This window comes from Pseudomonas sp. MLB6B, from assembly GCF_054508135.1.
Genome location: NZ_CP199313.1, coordinates 1740368 through 1756183, shown reverse-complemented (window position 1 = coordinate 1756183; position 15816 = coordinate 1740368). Strand labels below are relative to the sequence as shown.

General features: G+C 66.5%; 15 protein-coding genes. 8 read left to right on the top strand and 7 right to left on the bottom strand.

Features of this window, described 5'->3' with window-relative positions:
• Positions 1–43 precede the first annotated feature (43 nt).
• Positions 44–850, top strand: coding sequence for a SirB1 family protein (locus tag ACSMEV_RS07560; RefSeq protein WP_459207871.1), 807 nt, complete (start codon positions 44–46; stop codon positions 848–850).
• On the opposite strand, the gene maiA is transcribed toward ACSMEV_RS07560, so the two are convergent.
• From maiA to hmgA, 3 genes are read right to left on the bottom strand one after another with little or no spacing between them, the layout of a single operon-like run.
• Complete coding sequence (gene maiA / locus ACSMEV_RS07555; protein WP_459207870.1) at positions 844–1476, bottom strand: maleylacetoacetate isomerase; 633 nt, start codon at positions 1474–1476, stop codon at positions 844–846. The genes ACSMEV_RS07560 and maiA overlap by 7 nt on opposite strands.
• Positions 1477–1490: 14 nt before the next feature.
• Entirely contained in the window at positions 1491–2795 is a 1305-nt protein-coding gene (gene fahA, locus ACSMEV_RS07550) for a fumarylacetoacetase (protein ID WP_459207869.1), read from the bottom strand.
• Entirely contained in the window at positions 2792–4099 is a 1308-nt protein-coding gene (gene hmgA, locus ACSMEV_RS07545) for a homogentisate 1,2-dioxygenase (RefSeq protein ID WP_459207868.1), read from the bottom strand. The genes fahA and hmgA overlap by 4 nt, the downstream gene beginning before the upstream one ends.
• 151 nt (positions 4100–4250) lie before the next feature.
• Here hmgA and ACSMEV_RS07540 point away from each other — a divergent pair, with 151 nt between their 5' ends.
• On the top strand, positions 4251–5030 hold the full coding sequence (locus ACSMEV_RS07540) for an IclR family transcriptional regulator (protein WP_459207867.1): 780 nt from the start codon (positions 4251–4253) through the stop codon (positions 5028–5030).
• Positions 5031–5238: 208 nt separating this feature from the next.
• Here the strand turns inward: ACSMEV_RS07540 and ACSMEV_RS07535 are convergent, their stop codons facing one another.
• Entirely contained in the window at positions 5239–6165 is a 927-nt protein-coding gene (locus ACSMEV_RS07535; protein ID WP_459207866.1) for an alpha/beta fold hydrolase, read from the bottom strand.
• A 197-nt stretch (positions 6166–6362) separates the two neighbouring features.
• Positions 6363–6818 carry a flavodoxin gene (locus ACSMEV_RS07530; RefSeq protein WP_459207865.1) on the bottom strand — a complete coding sequence of 152 codons (456 nt, stop codon included), beginning with the start codon at positions 6816–6818 and terminating at the stop codon, positions 6363–6365.
• Positions 6819–7183: 365 nt separating this feature from the next.
• Here ACSMEV_RS07530 and folM point away from each other — a divergent pair, with 365 nt between their 5' ends.
• The 3 genes from folM to ACSMEV_RS07515 are packed head-to-tail and all read left to right on the top strand — an operon-like array spanning position 7184 to position 8513.
• A complete protein-coding gene (gene folM, locus ACSMEV_RS07525) occupies positions 7184–7870 on the top strand; it encodes a dihydromonapterin reductase (RefSeq protein WP_459207864.1) in 687 nt (228 codons plus the stop codon).
• 11 nt (positions 7871–7881) lie between these two features.
• Positions 7882–8175, top strand: coding sequence for a DUF1244 domain-containing protein (locus tag ACSMEV_RS07520; protein WP_459207863.1), 294 nt, complete (start codon positions 7882–7884; stop codon positions 8173–8175).
• Positions 8172–8513, top strand: a complete 342-nt coding sequence (locus tag ACSMEV_RS07515) for a HopJ type III effector protein (protein ID WP_459207862.1) — start codon at positions 8172–8174, stop codon at positions 8511–8513. Before ACSMEV_RS07520 ends, ACSMEV_RS07515 begins: the two co-directional genes overlap by 4 nt.
• 145 nt (positions 8514–8658) lie before the next feature.
• On the opposite strand, the gene fabV is transcribed toward ACSMEV_RS07515, so the two are convergent.
• Positions 8659–9870: an enoyl-ACP reductase FabV gene (gene fabV / locus ACSMEV_RS07510; RefSeq protein ID WP_459207861.1), complete on the bottom strand. Its 1212-nt coding sequence runs from the start codon at positions 9868–9870 to the stop codon at positions 8659–8661.
• Between the two features lie 278 nt (positions 9871–10148).
• Here fabV and ACSMEV_RS07505 point away from each other — a divergent pair, with 278 nt between their 5' ends.
• Together ACSMEV_RS07505 and ACSMEV_RS07500 are read left to right on the top strand one after the other, a co-directional pair.
• Entirely contained in the window at positions 10149–11327 is a 1179-nt protein-coding gene (locus ACSMEV_RS07505) for an acetyl-CoA C-acetyltransferase (protein WP_459207860.1), read from the top strand.
• Positions 11328–11780: 453 nt separating this feature from the next.
• Complete coding sequence (locus ACSMEV_RS07500) at positions 11781–12737, top strand: arsenic resistance protein (protein WP_459207859.1); 957 nt, start codon at positions 11781–11783, stop codon at positions 12735–12737.
• Between the two features lie 49 nt (positions 12738–12786).
• On the opposite strand, the gene hmpA is transcribed toward ACSMEV_RS07500, so the two are convergent.
• Positions 12787–13965, bottom strand: coding sequence for an NO-inducible flavohemoprotein (hmpA, locus tag ACSMEV_RS07495; protein WP_459207858.1), 1179 nt, complete (start codon positions 13963–13965; stop codon positions 12787–12789).
• A 154-nt stretch (positions 13966–14119) separates the two neighbouring features.
• Between hmpA and norR the strand changes: the two genes are divergently transcribed.
• On the top strand, positions 14120–15670 hold the full coding sequence (norR, locus tag ACSMEV_RS07490) for a nitric oxide reductase transcriptional regulator NorR (protein ID WP_459207857.1): 1551 nt from the start codon (positions 14120–14122) through the stop codon (positions 15668–15670).
• Positions 15671–15816: the final 146 nt, after the last annotated feature.

Here is a 15816-nt window from a genome sequence, read left to right as displayed (position 1 = left end):
ACGCACTGCCACGTCCGAAGACGACCGCCGTGTGGAGGCCTCGATGAACCCACGTCAACACTGCCTGCTGTGCCTGCAACGCACCCCCGCCGCATCCTTCGAAGCGGCGCTGTGGATCGCCGCCGAACACGATCCTGGCGTGTTGCCCGGCGACAGCCTCAAGCGCTTGCAACACCTGCAACTGGACGTCGCCCACCAACTGCCGATACTGCCGCCCCGAGAACTCGCCCAGCCTCTGCTGCGCACCCTGAGCGCGCTGGGTTTCCAGCAGGAGGAATATCAGCCCATCCGGCCCCAGGCCGCCCTGCTCGACCAAGTGTTGCAACGCCGTCGCGGCCAGCCCCTGGCCCTGGCGCTCCTGGCGCTGGAGGTCGCCCAGCGTCTGGCCATTCCACTGGAAGGGGTGAATTTCCCAGGCCACTTTCTGCTGCGCGTGCCGGGCGCCGATTACTTGCTCGACCCGTGCGGCGGTCGCCGTCTGTACCCCTCGGACTGCCGCGAGCTGTTGCAGCGCCAGTACGGCCCCGGTGCGTCCCTGAACGCCGAACACCTGGCCGCCGCCACACCGGCACAGATGCTGCAGCGCCTGTCGCGCAACCTCAGGCACCTGCATACCCAGCACGACGACTACCTGGCCGCGCTGGTGGACGCCGAACGGGTGATGCAGTTGGGCCCGGTGCTCAATACCGACTACCTGGCGCGGGCTGCGCTGTACCAGCGGCTGAACTGCCCGCAGGCCGAACGTTTCGACCTGGAGCATGCCTTGTTGCTCAGCGACGATCCGGTGCAACGCCTGCAACTGACCGAACGCCTGGAGCAGCTACCCTTGGCGCACCGCTCGCTTCACTGAATGGGCGCATCGATCTGGCGCGCCGGATGCGCCACTTGGAACGCCGGATGCTGCGCCGCCAAGGCCGCGACGCGGCCAATGCGCGGGTAGGCGGCCAGGTCGACCTGAAAACGCTGCGCGGCATATAGCTGCGGCACCAGATAGAGGTCGGCCAGGCCCGGCTCGGCGCCAAAACAGTAGCCCTCCTCCCCGATCAGTCGTTCCACCGCAGCCAGGCCCTCACCGATCCAGTGCGCCGCCCACGCCGCCACCTGCACCTCGTCCTGGCCCATGCCGCGCAAGCGGTTGAGCACGCTGACGTTGTGCAGCGGGTGCACGTCGCAGGCGATCAGCGTCGCGACCGCACGTACTTTGGCCCGTGTGCCGGCGTCGCTGGGCAGCAGCGCCGGTAGCGGGTAGGCCTCTTCCAGGTACTCGATGATCGCCGGCGACTGCAACAGCAGGTCGCCGTGGTCGGTGCGCAGCATCGGCACCCGCGCCTGCGGATTGAGCGCCCGGTAGGTCGGTTGCAGTTGCTCGCCGCCCAGCAGGTTGACGGCGATCGCCCGATGGTCGAGGCCTTTGAGCGCCAGCGCGATGCGCACCCGGTAGGACGAAGTGGAGCGGTAATAGGTGAACAGTTCCATCACCGCGGCCTCGTTCAGTTGGCGGCCACGATGCGGCCACGGCACTCGCCGAAGCCGATGCTGGCCACGCCCTCGCGCACGCAACGCCCACGCAGGATGATTTCGTCACCGTCTTCGAGGAAGGTACGTTGCTCGCCATTGCCCAGGCGCACGGGCTGTTTGCCGCCTTCGGTGATCTCCAGCAGGCTGCCATAGGCGCCCTGCCCCGCCCCGGACAGCGTGCCCGAACCGAACAGGTCGCCCGGTTGCAATTGGCAGCCGTTGACACTGTGGTGCGCCACCAGTTGGGCCACGGTCCAGTACATGCTCAGGCTGTTGCTCAGCGCCAGGCGCTCGGGCGCCTGGCCTTGCTCGCGCATGCGCTGGGTGAGCAGCAGCACTTCGAGTTCGATGTCGAAGGCGCCCTGGGCCTGGTCGTCGGCGTCGAACAGATAGGCCAGCGGTTGCGGATCGCCTTCGGGGCGCGGCGGTTGCGCGCAGCGGAACGGCGCCAGCGCCTCGGCGGTGACCACCCAGGGCGACAGGCTGGTGATGAAACTCTTCGACAGGAACGGCCCCAGCGGCTGGTACTCCCAGGCCTGGATATCGCGCGCCGACCAGTCGTTGAGCAGGCACAGACCGGCGACGTGCTCGCCCGCCCGAGCGATGTCGATGGTCTCGCCCATGGCGTTGCCCTGGCCGATCCACACCCCCAGTTCCAGTTCGTAGTCGAGCCGCGCGCACGGGCCGAAGCGCGGCGAGCTTTCCCCTGCCGGCAGTGTCTGGCCCTTGGGGCGGCGCACGTCGACGCCGCTCGGGCGCAAGGTCGAAGCGCGGCCGTGGTAACCGATCGGCACGTACTTGTAGTTGGGCAGCAGCGGATTGTCGGGGCGGAACAGTTTGCCGACGTTGGTGGCGTGCTGGATGCCCACGTAGAAATCGGTGTAGTCGCCGACCCGCGCCGGCAGGTGCATCTCGCAATCCCGGGCCGGGTACAGCAGCGGGCGCAGGGTGGCCTGATGCTCGCTGTGTTCGCCGAGCAGTATCGTCAAGCGTTCGCGCAGGGCCACGCGCGGGCCGCTGCCGAGGGCGAACAGGTCGTTGAGCGAGTCGCCCGATGCGGCTTTGGCCGCGACCCTGGCCTGGCCATCGAACAACCCGGCCTCCAGCACCGCCGGCAAGTCGAGGATCGCCTCGCCGATGGCGACGCCGGCGCGGCGCGCTTCGCCCGGCCGGCTGAAGATGCCCAGGGGCAGGTTCTGCAACGGGAAGTCGCGGTGCCCATTGGCGTGCTCCACCCAGCTGCGGGCGATGGCGGACGGGTGGGTGGACGAGGTCATGGTTTGGCTCCCTGCGGGTCGAAAGTCGTCGCCAGGCTGGCCCAGCAGCGGTCGTAGTCGGTTTGCAATTGCGGGCTGCGCATCGCCTGGCGGCTGGGGCGCAGCACTTGGCTGGTCTCGAACATGAAGGCCATGGTGCCGTCGATCTTGTGCGGCGCCAGTTCGGCGGCGATGGCCTTTTCACAGGTTTCGGCGTCGGGGCCATGGGCGCTCATGCACGGGTGCAGCGACACGCCGCCCGGCAGGAAACCTTCGGCCTTGGCGTCGTAGGCGCCGGCGATCAGGCCCATGAACTCGTTCATCAGGTTGCGGTGGAACCACGGCGGGCGGAAGGTGTTTTCCGCCACCATCCAGCGCGGCGGGAAGATCACGAAGTCCATGTTGGCCATGCCCGGCACGCTGCTGGGCGAGGTCAGCACGGTGAAGATCGATGGGTCGGGATGGTCGTAGCTCACCGTACCGAGGGTGTTGAAGGCCCGCAGGTCGTACTTGTACGGCACGTTGTTGCCGTGCCAGGCCACGACGTCGAGCGGCGAATGGTTCAGCTCGCAACCCCAGAACTGGCCGAGGAATTTCTGCACCAGCTGCACGGGGCCGGTGGTGTCTTCGTAGTGGGCGACCGGGGCGAGGAAGTCGCGCGGGTTGGCCAGGCCGTTACTGCCGATCGGCCCCAGGTCGGGGATGCGCAGCGCAGCGCCGTGGTTTTCCGCCAGATAGCCACGGGCCTCGCCATCGGGCAGTTCCACGCGAAACTTCATGCCGCGCGGGATCACGGCGATCTCCAGCGGCGCCAGCTCCAGCACGCCCAGTTCGGTAAGGATGCGCAGGCGACCCAGTTCCGGCACCACCAGCAGTTCGCCGTCGGCGTCGTAGAACGCCCGCTGCATCGACCGGTTGGCCGCATAGAGGTAGACACTGACGCCACTGGGCGCCTCGGCGGCGGCGGTCGCCGCCATGGGCAACCAGCCGTCGATGAAGTCGGTAGGCTCGGTCGGTAGAGGCTGCGGGTTCCAGCGCAGGCGATTGGGCGTGATCTGCCCTTCGGCCTCGGCCAACGGTTGCCGTGCCAGGCGTTCGAAGCGCGGGTGTAGGGCGCTCGGGCGCAGGCGGTACAGCCAACTGCGGCGCTGCTCGTGGCGCGGCATGGTGAAGGCGGTGCCGGACAACTGCTCGGCATACAGCCCATAGGGCGCCCGCTGTGGGGAATTGCACCCCTGCGGCAGGCTGCCCGGCAGGGCTTCACTGGCGAATTCGTTGGCGAAACCGCTGAGGTACTGCACATCGGCGGACGGGGTGCGCTGCATGGGGCCTCCGGATCGGGCGGGCTGCCAGGCGGTATCGCACCGCAGCAGACCGCTGAATTGTATTTATCGTAATCGGATTACGTATAACGTAATTTGCTCAATGCCGGGCGTCAAGCTATAAGGTCGCCACCTCCACCGGAAGAACGCTTCGATGACCCAGCCCCAAACGCCTGCCGACAGCGGCAAGCAGAAAGTCCGCTCGGCAGAAGTCGGCACCGACATCCTCAAGGCCTTGGCACAGCTGGCGCCGTCCACTTCGCTGTCGCGCCTGGCCGAATTCGTCGACATGCCCGCCAGCAAGGTGCACCGCTACCTACAGGCGCTGATCGCCAGCGGTTTCGCCGAGCAGAACCCGGCCACCAACCACTACGGCCTGGGTCGCGAAGCGTTGCGCGTGGGTTTGGCCGCACTGGGCAGCATCGATGTGCTGAAGGTCGCCGCCGAGCCGCTGGCGCAGTTGCGCGACACCCTCAACGAGAGTTGCTTCATTGCGGTCTGGGGTAACCAGGGGGCGACGGTGGTCGGCATCGAGCCGGCCGTGCGCGCAGTCACGGTGGTGACGCAGATCGGTTCGGTGCTGCCGTTGCTGGGGTCGTCAACCGGGCTGGTGTTCGCCGCCTACCTGCCGGAACGCGAGATCGCCGAACTGCGCGAGCAGGAACTGGCCCGATCCAAGCGCACGGCCGGCGACTACGAGGCCACGCTTCAGGCCATCCGTGCCGAAGGGCTGCATCACATCCACGGGTTGCTGATGCCGGGCGTCGACGCCCTGTCGGCGCCAATCTTCGACGCCCTGGGTCGAATCGCGGCCGTGATGACCGTGGTCGGGCCGACCTCGATGTTCAACGCCGACAGCCAGGGCCCTGCGGCCGAGCACTTGCGCGCCGCGGCGCAGGCCAGCAGCTGGCGGATGGGTTTCGAACCGGGTTGATGCAGGCCGCACCCGTCACTGTTACCGGACATGTAACGGTGATTGTCCGCAAACCCTATTTTTCCAAGGGAACTGGCGGCATATGCTGCCCCTCCCCGGCCCTTGCACCCCGAACCCCCAGTGACCGGTGCCGGCCGGGGATCCAGGCCGATTTTGAAGCTCCTTGATCTGCCGTCTTCCTTGGCCGCTGCCGGTGCAGCGGCTTTTTTTATGGCTGTGCCTGGCGCACCTCGTCCCAAGTGGCTTTGTGCGCCAGAGGGAACAGCGGCTGCTCGCGCAACGCCAGGTACCGCTGCAATACCTGCGCAGGCGCTTGAGTATGGGGAAAGTGGCCGACGCCAGGCAGCAGGTCGATCTCGAGCCCGGGCAGCAGTTGCCGATAGCGGGCCAGCGCCGGCGCATCGCACAGCGGATCGTCCGCGCCATTGATCGCCGCCACGGGCACATTGCTCTGCTGCAAGGCGTCGAGCCAGCGTTGGCGGTAGCGCACGCGCTCGCGGGCAAAGCCCATCAGCTTGTGCAGAATGCGTGTGCCGCGGTTCGACAGGATCAGGCTCCAATAGTCGTCCAGGGCACTCTCGCTCAGGTGCGTGTCGAGGCAGTGCGTCTGCGACAGGCTGCGCACCAGATCCTCCCTGCCGAAGGCACGCCCCACCAGCCAACCCAAAGGGCTGAGCAACAGCTTGTGGGCCAGCTGCAGGGGGTGGCATTCGGGCAGCAGGCCTGTGCTGAGAAACACGCAGCTGGCCAGCTCGGCGCGGCCTTCGCGCTGCCGGGCCAGCAGCTCTTGGGCCACATGGCCACCGTAGTCGTGGGCCAGCACATGCACGGCCTGGTCGATGCACAAATGCGACAACAGCGCCTGCTGCAGGTCGGCTTGGGCCAGCAGGCTGTAGTCGTGCGCGAGGGGCTTGGACGAATCGCCGAAACCGAGCATGTCACAGGCGATCAGGCGAAAGCGCTGGGCCAGCGGTGCCCACAGGTAGTGCCAGTCCCAACTGGCCATGGGAAAACCATGCAGCAACAGCAGCGGCTCGCCCTGCCCGGCCGTCCAGTAGCGCACGCTCTGCCCGGCGAAGGTGAAGGACTGCGCACGTGTGCGCCAGACACAAAGGGGGATTTCGGCGAGGGGCATCAGGCGTGCCCCCCTAGGTCGTTACAACGGGAGGCCATCAAGACTGCACGCATGACGAATCACCTCTTGGCACATGGGTGTGCTCTCGCTCTCGAGGTGGAGTCTAGCCAGGGCGGTCCGGGCACTGCGTCGCGTTGGCAGCCAGCTTGATGGCCGTGCGGGACAGCGGTAGGCGCTGCTTGATGGGCGAGCAGCCTCTAGCGTGCTTTCAAGGCGGCCGCGAACTGCGCCAGCCACGGCTCGGCGTCGGTCTCCGGGGTGACCGTTTCGGCGGCGTCCAGACGCAACATCGGCAGCACGGCCTGCACGCCCAGCTCGTCGAACAGCTCACCCATCAGCTCGCCGCCACCGCAGAAGGTGTCGTAGCTCGAATCGCCCAGGCCGATCACCGCGCCTGGCAGGCCGCGCCAAGTGGCAGGCAGGGTGTCCCTGAGTTCGCTGTACAGGTTCACCAGGTTGTCGGGCAACTCGCCCATGCCGGTGGTCGAGGTCACGGCCAGTACTGCCTCGGGGGCGAAACGCTGGATGTCGTCGAGGGTGGCGCGCTGGGCATGCCAGGCCTGCAAGCCGGCGGCGGCGAGCACGGTTTCGGCGTGGTGGGCGACGTCTTCGGCCGCGCCATAGACCGAGCCGCACAGGATGGCGATTTTCATCGGGAAGGGATTTCCAGAGGTGAATGAAGTCGTAGGATACTGGCTTTCGACACGCACGAAAAAGCAAGCTGCTGCTGCCCCTCACCTGTTCCTCTTGCAGCGCACTTATCAGGTCCGTCTGCAAACGGACGTCGCTCGCCAGGTCGAGCTGAAGCACCCGTCGCCCGAGGCGCGCTTGCCGAGCGAGGACCCGATGCGAACGCAGCAGTAGCAGGTCAGCCCGCAGGTGGCCCGGACTCACCGACCGCTCGATTCGACCGGTCACGGGTGCCGGCCGCTGGCACACTGCGGCGTGCCCGCACAGGGGGAAACAGTTCGGGTATGCTTGGCCCCATCGCAAGGACACCACGGTCGACCGCCCCGAAATGAACAGCCCCATCCTTCTCACCGGCGCCAGCCAGCGTGTCGGGCTGGCCTTGGCCCAGGCCCTGGCGGAGGCCGGCCACACGGTGGTCTGCGCCAGCCGTAGCCAGCCTCCGGCCCACCCGAACCTGCTGCACTTCCAAGCCGACCTGTGCCGAGCCGCCGACCGCGAAGCGCTGGTCGCGCACCTGCGGCGCCACTGCACCAGCCTGCGCGCGGTCATCCACAACGCCTCGCTGTGGCTCGACGACAGCCTGGACAACCTGGACACCATGTTCCGCCTGCACGTCGAGGCGCCCTACCACCTGAATCTGGCGCTGGGCGAACTGCTGCAGGGCGCCGGCAAGGCCGACATCATCCACATCTGCGACGAAACCTCCTCGCGCGGCAGCAAGAGCCACATCGGCTATGCCGCCACCAAGGCAGCCTTGCAGAACATGGTGCTGTCATTCGCCGAAAAGTACGCGCCACAGGTGCGGGTCAACGGCATCCTCCCTGGTTTGCTGATGTTCAAGCCCGAAGGCGACGAGGACTACCGCCAGCACGCCTTGCAAAAGGCCCTGCTCGAATTCGAACCCGGCCCCCAGCCACTGATCGAAGCCGTGCTGTTCCTGCTGCAAAGCCAGTACAGCACCGGCAGCCAAGTGACGATCAACGGCGGCCGACACCTGAAGAACCGCATGCTCTGAGAGCCGATACCATGACCCCACAGCAACAGCTCGAACTCGAAGCCGCCGCGTTTCGCCGTTTGGTCAGCCACCTGCAACAACGCACCGACGTGCAGAACATCGACCTGATGAACCTCTCCGGCTTCTGCCGCAACTGCCTGTCCAAGTGGTACAAGGCCGCCGCCGACGAGCGCCAGGTCGAACTCAGCCTCGACGAGGCTCGTGAAGCGGTCTACGGCATGCCCTACGCCGAGTGGAAAGCTCAATACCAGAAAGAAGCCAATGCCGAGCAACAAGCGGCGTTCGACCAGAGGAAAGCACCGTGACCGACCTTTTGACCCTGCGCGATTCGCTCAACAGCGGCGAGCATGCCTTCGCGGATACGCTCGCGTTCGTCGCCGAGCACTACCGCTACACCCCGCAAGGCTTCGACAACAATGGGCTGGTCAGCGCCGCCGGGCAGAACGAAGGGTCGTGCAAGACCCTCGGCCTGGCGCTGCTGGAAAACTTCACCAAGGACGAGGCGCTGTTGGCGTTCGGCGAGCATTACCGTGATGTGCTGAGCACACCCGAGGGCAGCGACCACGGCAACATCCGCGCGCTGATGAAAGGGGGGCTTGCGGGCATCACGTTCCAGGCGCAGCCGCTGCAGCGGTTGGACTGAGGTAACGCCTAGATAGACAGGACCGCTGCAAGGGTCGGCGTCGCCCCTCCTCGCGTAGCGGTCCTTCATGGCGCGCCGAACCCCTGCACGGCGGCTCGGCGTTCGGCCGCCCAGGCCGGCGAGCCCGGCCTGGGCGCCTGGCGGCTTACAGCTCGATGCAGTCGAACTTCACATCGGTCGCCACGTCGGCGTCATAGTCGACATCGGCGCGTTCGAAGCCGAACAGGTTGAGGAACTCCTTCTTGTAACCGGCGTAGTCGGTCACTTCGAACAGGTTCTCGGTGGTGACCTGCGGCCACAGCGCCTTACAGGCGTCCTGCACGTCGTCGCGCAGTTCCCAGTCGTCCAGGCGCAGGCGGCGTTTCTCGTCCACCTCGGCCGGCTGGCCGTCGGTGCGGTACAGGCGCTCGCGGAACATGCGGTTGAGCTGGTCGCCCGTACCTTCGTGCACGCCCTTCTCCTGCATGATCTTGAACACCATCGACAGGTACAGCGGCATCACCGGGATGGCCGAGCTGGCCTGGGTCACCACCGATTTGAGCACCGCCACGTTGGCGCCGCCCTGCACCTGCGAGGCCAGTTTCTCGTCCAGGCGCAGCGCGGTGTCGTCCAGGTCCTGCTTGGCTTTGCCCAGAGCGCCGTGCCAGTAGATCGGCCAGGTGATTTCAGTACCGATGTAGCTGAAGGCCACGGTGCGTGCGCCGTCGGCCAGTACGTCGGCACCCGCCAGGGCGTCGATCCACAGCTGCCAGTCCTGGCCGCCCATGACGGTGACGGTGTCGGCGATTTCCTGTTCCGAGGCCGGCTCGATGCTGGCTTCGGTGATGACGTCCTTGTTGGTGTCGATGGCGGTCGACTTGTACGGCTGGCCGATGGGCTTGAGCGCCGAACGGACCACTTCACCGGTCTGCGGCAGTTTGCGTACCGGGGAGGCCAGGGAATAGATGACCAGGTCGACCTTGCCGCCCATCTCTTGCTGGATCAGCTCGATGACCTTGGCGCGGGCTTCGTCGGAGAAGGCATCGCCATTGATCGACTTGCTGTACAGGCCTTCGGCCTTGGCGAACTTGTCGAACGCCGCCGAGTTGTACCAGCCGGCGGTGCCGGCCTTGGTTTCGGTGCCGGGCTTTTCGAAGAACACGCCCAGGGTGTCGGCTTTGAAGCCGAAGGCAGCGGTGATGCGCGCGGCCAGGCCATAGCCGCTGGAGGCGCCGATGACCAGGACCTTTTTCGGACCATCTTCGCGCACGCCCAGTTTGCGGGTAGCTTCGATCTGATCACGGACGTTGAGCTCGCAGCCCTTCGGGTGGGTCGTGGTGCAGATGAAACCGCGAACCTTAGGATGAATGATGGCCAATGTCTGTACCTCGTCAGGTGTTGAGCAGGCTGCGTTCGCACGGAAGCGAGCGCATGCGTGTCGGGAATTTCCGGGATTTCTGGGAGGGTGAGACTACACCCGCCCACGCCGCGACACATCTTAAGGGCTGTGCCGCAGGTTTCAAACACTCGCGCAATCGCCGCCAATCGCCGCCATTGATTTGAAAAGGCGATCAATCGGCCAGAAAAACAAACTTCTCAAGCTCGACGAGGGCGTAGATGCTGTGGGGCTTTCCAGCCTGTCCAGGGAGCACCGCCATGAACGAAGTCGCTATCGTCGCCGCCACCCGCACTGCCATCGGCAGCTTCCAGGGGGCCTTGGCCACGGTCTCCGCCGTCGAGCTGGGCGCTGCGGTGATCCGCCGCCTGCTGGCGCAGACCGGCCTGGACCCGGCCCAGGTCGACGAAGTGATCCTCGGTCAGGTGCTGACCGCCGGCAGCGGCCAGAATCCGGCGCGGCAAAGCGCGGTCAAGGCCGGTCTGCCCCACGCGGTGCCGGCCTTGACCTTGAACAAGGTCTGCGGCTCGGGCCTGAAGGCCATCCACCTGGGCGCCCAGGCGATCCGCTGTGGCGACGCCGAGGTAGTGATCGCCGGCGGCCAGGAGAACATGAGCCTGGCGCCCTACGTACTGCCCAGTGCTCGTACCGGACAGCGTATGGGCCATGGGCAGATGCTCGACAGCATGATCACCGATGGGCTGTGGGACGCCTTCAACGACTACCACATGGGCATCACCGCCGAAAACCTGGTCGAGGCCTATGGCCTGACCCGCGAGCAGCAGGATGCCTTCGCCGCCGAGTCCCAGCGCAAGGCCCTGGCGGCCATCGACAGCGGGCGCTTCAGCGACGAGATCACCCCTATTCAAATCCCGCAGCGCAAGGGCGAGCCGACCGTCTTCGCCACCGACGAGCAGCCGCGCCCCGGCACCACCGCCGAAGCCCTGGGCAAGCTGCGCCCGGCTTTTCGCAAGGACGGCAGCGTCACCGCCGGCAACGCCTCGACCCTCAACGACGGCGCGGCGGCCGTGCTGCTGATGAGCGTGGCCAAGGCCGAGGCGTTGGGGCTGCCGATCCTGGCGCGCATCGCGGCATATGCCAGCGCCGGCGTCGACCCGGCGGTCATGGGTATCGGCCCGGTCTCGGCCACCCGTCGCTGCCTGGACAAGGCCGGCTGGCAGTTGCAGGACCTGGACCTGATCGAAGCCAACGAAGCCTTCGCCGCCCAGGCACTGGCAGTCGGCCAGGAACTGCAATGGGACGCGACGCGGGTCAACGTCAACGGCGGCGCCATCGCCTTGGGCCACCCCATCGGCGCCTCGGGCTGCCGGGTGCTGGTGACGCTCCTGCACGAAATGCTCAAGCGCGATGCGCACAAGGGCCTGGCGACTCTATGCATTGGCGGCGGGCAAGGCGTGGCGCTGGCCATCGAGCGTTGACGGCAAGCGGAACTGCGCGCTCCGTATCCAGGCCTCCGATTTCGCCACCCCATTGCAGGCGCGGCCGGTTCGGCGTTCCGATCAGTCGTGATGGGCCGGTACTGCCGATCCCATGGCGCTGACACTTTTCCGACAGTGAGTATGCAGTGTCTGGACTCGGGGCGGCGATGCCGCCCATCGCGGCTGAAGCCGCTCCCACAGGGATAGACTGTGTCCAAGTGTTCAGGAGCCACTCCTCCCCCCATTGTGGGACCGACTTTAGTCGCGATGGCCGGCACCGCCGGCCCAATGGCCGCTCCACGGTGTCAGTCACCACGGGTAAGTCAGAGCGCCCTTGGCCATTCCCCTCAACTCAACCACACCCCTGAGGCATAATGCCAGCCCTCACCTGCCCGGTCCGGCCTGACACACCCGTCGCCAGGCAGCCCACCGAACCGCGCAGGCAGCCCCACCTTGACCCGAGACCAACTCGAACAGCGTCAGATCCCTTTGTACTTCCTTGCCGTGGCGCTCGCCGCGGTCGTCGGGTTGCTCGCTCCCAACACCGCAGCGGGCCTCACCGGGCTGGTCAGTCCGGCCATCGCGCTCCTGATGTACGCCATGTTCCTGCAAATCCCCTTCCTCGACCTGCGCGCCAATCTGCCCAGAGGCCGCTTCATGGCGGCCCTGCTGCTGGCCAATTTCGTGCTGGTGCCGCTGCTGGTGTGGGTAGGCACGCGCAGCCTGGTGGCGCATCCGGCGCTGTTGATCGGCGCGTTGCTGGTGCTGTTGACGCCGTGCATCGACTACGTGGTGGTGTTCACCCACCTGGGCAAAGGCGATGCCCGCTCGATGCTGGCCGCGACCCCGGTGTTGCTGCTGGTGCAATTGCTGCTGCTGCCGATCTACGTCACCGCGATGATGGCCCAGGGAATGACGGTACCGCTCACCCTCACGCCCTTCATCAGCGCCTTTCTGGGCCTGATTGCGCTGCCGCTGCTGCTGGCCGTGGCCACCAGCGCCAGCGCCCGACGTTTCGCCGGCATGGCCGTCTGGGACAGGGCCTGCGCCTGGCTGCCGGTGCCAGCCATGGCGCTGGTGCTGATGCTGGTGGTGGCGTCGCAGATCGGCGAGGTGGTGGCCGATGTGGGCCGGCTGCTGCCGGTGCTGCCGGTGTATGTGGGTTTCGCCGTCCTGGCACCGTGCATCGGCCTGCTTATGGCCCGGCTGTGGCGCCTGCCCGTGCAGCAGGCACGCGCGCTCGCCTTCAGCACCGCCACACGCAACTCGCTGGTGGTGCTGCCTCTGGCCCTGGCCCTGCCGCCCGAACTGCGCACCCTCGCCGCCGCCGCCGTGATGACCCAGACCCTGGTGGAGCTGGTCGCCGAGCTGATCTACGTGCGCCTGCTGCCGGTGCTGATCCGACGTTGAGGCGCGTCGGCCCGCCAGAGGCCCGACGCACCGACGGCAACACGGCACCTCACGCCAGTGCGGCCGCAGGCCCGAAGAACTCGAAACGGCTTTGCTCCGGTGGGATGCCCAATGCCGCGAGCTGGCGCTTGATCGCCGCCATGAACGGCTTCGGCCCAAGGAAATACACGTCCACGTCGCGCTCGACAGGCAGCCATTCACCGAGCAGCGCCTGGTTCATCACGCCGACCGCGTCGGCAGGCGCGCCGCCATCGTCTTCGCCATAGCAGTAGAAACGCTCGAGCTGCGGGTGCGCCGCCGCCAGCGCATCGACGGTGTCACGGAAGGCATGCACAGCGGCGTTGCGCGCGCAGTGGATGAAGCGCACTGGCCGGCCGCTTTGCAGGGCCGCTTGCAGCATGGCCAAGGTAGGCGTGATGCCCACGCCGCCGCTGATCAGCACCAGCGGCTTGTCGCTGGCCGTCAGGGTGAAATCCCCCGCTGGCGGGAACAGTTGCAGCACATCGCCCACCTGCAAGCGGTCGTGCAGGTAGTTGGACACCTTGCCGCCCGCCTCGCGCTTGACGCTGATGCGGTACTCGCGGCCATCGCACAGCGTCGACAGCGAATAGTTGCGGCGCTGCTCGCCGCCATCGACGAACACCTGCAAGCCGATGTACTGACCGGGCTCGGCCTTGAGCACCGGCTGGCCATCGACCGGCGCGAAGTAGAAGGACACGATTTCCGCGCTCTCTTGTTCGCGACGCGCCAGCCTGAAGGCGCGAGTGCCGCGCCAGCCGCCGCTAGCGTGCTCCTTGGCCTGATACAGGCTTTCCTCGGCGCCGATGAGGATGTCCGCCAGTTGGCCGTAGGCCGCACCCCAGGCATCAATCACCGTCGGTGTGGCAATGTCTTCGCCGAGCACTTCCCTGATGGCCCGCAGCAGGCAGCCACCGACGATCGGGTAGTGCTCGGGCAGGATTTGCAACGCCACGTGCTTGTTGATGATCTGCCCGACCAAGCCGCCCAACTGGTCCAGCCGGTCGATGTGCCGGGCGTACATCAGCACGCCGTTGGCCAGCGCCCGGGGCTGGTCGCCATTGGCCTGGTGGGCCTGGTTGAACAGCGGACGCACCTCGGGGTGCTCGTCGAGCATCATCTTGTAGAAATGCGTGGTCAGCGCTTCGCCGCCGCTTTCGAGCAGCGGGACGGTGGCTTGGACGATAGCGCGTTGGTCGGCGGTGAGCATGGGGTGACTCCTGGAGGCAAATATGGGAAACGGATGCCTGGATGTTTCACAATGTGTGCCAACTCCGAAGCCCTTTTAAATCAATGCCTTAAAAGAGACCCGTGTCGAAATGACTCTTGTGCAGCTATAGTCATTTCGACCACGAGGAGTCTTTATGACCGCCACCCCTTTGCTCCGTGCTCTGCTGCCCCTGGTTCGCGACCTGTCCCGCGAGCTGCCCGAGGACGAACGCTACCGCCGCCTGCTGCAAGCCCTGCGCGACCTGCTGCCCTGCGACGCCGCCGCGCTGCTGCGTCTGGACGGCGAATGGCTGGTGCCGCTGGCGGTCGATGGCTTGACGCCCGACACCCTGGGCCGGCGTTTCAAGATCAGCGAGCACCCGCGCTTCCAGATCCTGCTGAGCCAGCCCACCCCTACCCGCTTTCCCAGCGACAGCCCGTTGCCCGACCCTTACGACGGTCTGGTCAACGCTCCGCAGGTCGATCTGCACGTACACGACTGCATGGGCTGCCCACTGCTGGTCGAAGACCGCCCCTGGGGTTTGCTGACCCTGGACGCCTTGCGCCCTGAGCAATTCCAGCGGGTCGAGCTGGACGCGCTGCAAGCTTTCGCCAGCCTGGCCGCGGCCACCGTCACCGTCGCCGAACGCATCACCCACCTGGCCCTGCGCGCCGAAGACGAACGCCAACGCGCCGAACTCTACCGCCAGGCCAGCCACCCCGAGCGGCAGCTGATCGGCCAGAGCGAAGCACACCGGCAACTGCTCGACCAGGTGCACCTGGTCGCGGCCAGCGAGCTGACCGTACTGGTCACCGGCGAGACCGGCGTGGGCAAGGAGCTGGTCGCCCAAGCCCTGCACCAGGCCAGCCTGCGCGCCGACAAACCCTTGATCAGCCTCAATTGCGCGGCCCTGCCCGACACCCTGGTGGAAAGCGAGTTGTTCGGGCACGTGCGTGGCGCCTTCACCGGCGCCCATAGCGACCGACGCGGCAAGTTCGAGCTGGCCCATGGCGGCACGCTGTTTCTCGACGAAGTGGGCGAGTTGAGCCTGACCGTGCAGGCCAAGCTGTTGCGGGTGCTGCAAAGCGGCCAGTTGCAGCGTCTGGGCTCGGACCGCGAGCACCGGGTCGATGTGCGGCTGATCGCCGCCACCAACCGCGACCTGGCCGAAGAAGTGCGCCAGGGCCGTCTGCGTGCCGATTTCTATCACCGCTTGAGCGTGTACCCGCTGAGGGTGCCGCCGCTGCGCGAACGCGGGCGCGACATCCTGCTCCTGGCCGGCACCTTCCTCGAACAGAACCGTTCTCGCCTGGGCCTGAACGGCTTGCGCTTGGCCAACGATGCGCAAGCGGCGCTGCTGCGTTACGACTGGCCGGGCAATGTGCGCGAACTGGAGCACCTGATCGGCCGCAGCGCACTCAAGGCACTGGGCCGCCAGATGCAACGTCCGCGCATCCTCAGCTTGACCGCGAGCGACCTCGACCTGCCTTCCAGCGCGGTCATCGCCACGGCTACCGAGAGCTCAGCGATACCGTTTGTCGGACAATCTGCCGGTGGTTTACGCCAAAGCCTGGACGATTTCCAACGCCAGCTGATCCGAGGATCGCTCGCCCACCACGCGCAAAACCGCGCCGCTGCTGCGCGTGACCTGGGTATCGACCGGGCCAACCTGAGTCGTCTGTGCAAGCGTCTGGGTATCGACTGACGCGCCAATTGTTAGACCGTTGAATATTTGGCGCGCCCTACAAACTGGTCGGTTCGGTCAGCTCTGCCTATACGTTTTTAACGATCTGTAACAGGGCTGTTACGGGTTCGTTCGCGCATGCGGACGAACAGGATTGGCCGGTCACC